General features: G+C 48.3%; 2 protein-coding genes. Both read left to right on the forward strand.

Annotated features, from left to right (window positions below; translation table 11 throughout):
- On the forward strand, positions 1 to 1372 hold a 1372-nt coding region (locus RMO27_RS19050), incomplete at its 5' end, for a site-2 protease family protein (RefSeq protein WP_309735453.1).
- Positions 1373 to 1487: 115 nt separating this feature from the next.
- Positions 1488 to 1910 (forward strand): SPFH domain-containing protein (locus RMO27_RS19055; RefSeq protein ID WP_309735455.1); only part of this gene is annotated, 423 nt, incomplete at its 3' end.

The following is a 1910-nucleotide window of genomic DNA, read 5'->3' on the forward strand; positions in this document are numbered from 1 at the left end:
GCTGATGATTCCCTGGCTGTTAAGCTTTGGGGCACTAGCTGCTGGCTGGTATATCAACCTCGCGGGAGTCTTGCTACTACTAGTCATCTCCACAGGTCTATATATTTGGTTGGGCACTCAAGTCCGCATCGCCGCCCAAGATCCGGAAGTAGCAGTCAAACTAGTCGAGCGACAGGTCAAATACCAGCGCAAACAAGCTGACATTCCCATCGAAGATGGCGCGCAAGCCCTGTTGATCGCGATGGAGGTGCTGACGATGCCCGAAGCAGATTTGAGTGCGATTAAAGGCATTTTTGGGATCGATACCTTTTATGCGACCGAAACGTTGGCTTATCAACAAGGGGCAATTTTCAAAGGTAATTTGCGGGGTGAAGCTGCTACCGTCCATCGGCGGCTGAGTGATAAATTGCGGGATAAAGTTGGTGAGAAATATCGCTTATTTCTCGTTCCCGATCCCGAAGAACGTCCAGTCGTAGTCGTGTTACCAAGCGGCAACGATCCGCAAGCGGCAACCGTAGCTCAACAGATTCTGGCCGTTGTGATGTTTATTGCGACGATCGCCACTAGTCTAGAAGCAATGGGCGTGTTTTTGGGCTTTGATTTTTATGCACATACCGATCGAGTCCGCGAAATTCTGCCCTTAGTATTAGGTGTCTGGACAATTCTCATCGCCCATGAAGCGGGACATCAAATCCTTGCCAAAATGCGCCGAGTCAAGATCGGGTTGCCCTTCTTTCTCCCGACCGGACAAATCGGTTCGTTCGGTGCCATTACTCGGTTTGAATCGCTTGTACCCGATCGCAGTACGCTGTTTGATATCGCTTTAGCTGGCCCCGCAACTGGCGGTATTGTCTCCCTACTGATGCTGATTGGCGGTTTGCTGTTATCTCATGCTGGCAGTGGCTTAGAGATTCCATCCCAATTTTTCCAAGGTTCGATTTTGGTGGGTACTTTAGCCAAAATTATCTTAGGTGCAACAATTCATCAGACAACGCTCTCGATTCATCCGCTGGTAATTATCGGTTGGTTGGGTTTGGTAATTAATGCTCTCAATCTGATGCCTGCTGGACAGCTCGATGGTGGCCGCATTGTCCAGGCGATCTATGGGCGCAAAACAGCTCAACGTAGCACTTTGATTACCCTGGTGATTTTAGGCTTCGTGGCCTTTTTCAATCCAGCTAATTTGGTGATTTTCTATTGGTTGATTTTGGTGGGCTTTTTGCAACGCGGATTGGAACGTCCGAGCTTAGATGAGATTACCGAACCCAATGATACGCGCGCTGCTTGGGGGTTGCTGGCACTATTTCTGATGGCCGCGACAGTGATTCCGTTTAGTCCAGAGTTGGCTGGGAAGTTGGGAATTGGGAATTAGGGGATAGTAGTAGGGTGTGTTACCGCGTTAGCGTAACGCACCGTAAGTAAGCTCCAAAGGAGAATATCAATAACGCACCGTAAATCTGATTAATCAAACTTTATAACTAAAGATCATGGGTGAAATTGGCATACTGATTGCAGCGGCGATCGCAGCGGCGATCTTCAAGTCAGGGGTTAAAGTCGATCGAGAATATGAGCGCGGGGTGATCTTTCACTTGGGACGCTTTCAACAAATTAAAGGCCCAGGATTGTATTTCATTGCACCGATTCTCGACCAAAAAGTCCAAGTAGATATTCGTACTAAAACTGTCGATATCGCGCCCCAAGAGGCCGTGACTGCCGATAGCGTCACGATCAAAATTAATGCCGTCCTCTACTATCGCATCATCGATCCGATGAAGGCAATTAGTAGAGTTGAAAACTACCAAATGGCCGTATATCAGGCTTCAATGACGACCCTGCGGAATATTGTCGGTCAACATAACCTCGATGACATGCTCCAAAGTCGCGATAAAATCAACGCCAAAGTGCAGGAA

It is taken from the genome of Chamaesiphon sp. OTE_75_metabat_556 (assembly GCF_031378165.1).
GTDB lineage: Bacteria > Cyanobacteriota > Cyanobacteriia > Cyanobacteriales > Chamaesiphonaceae > Chamaesiphon.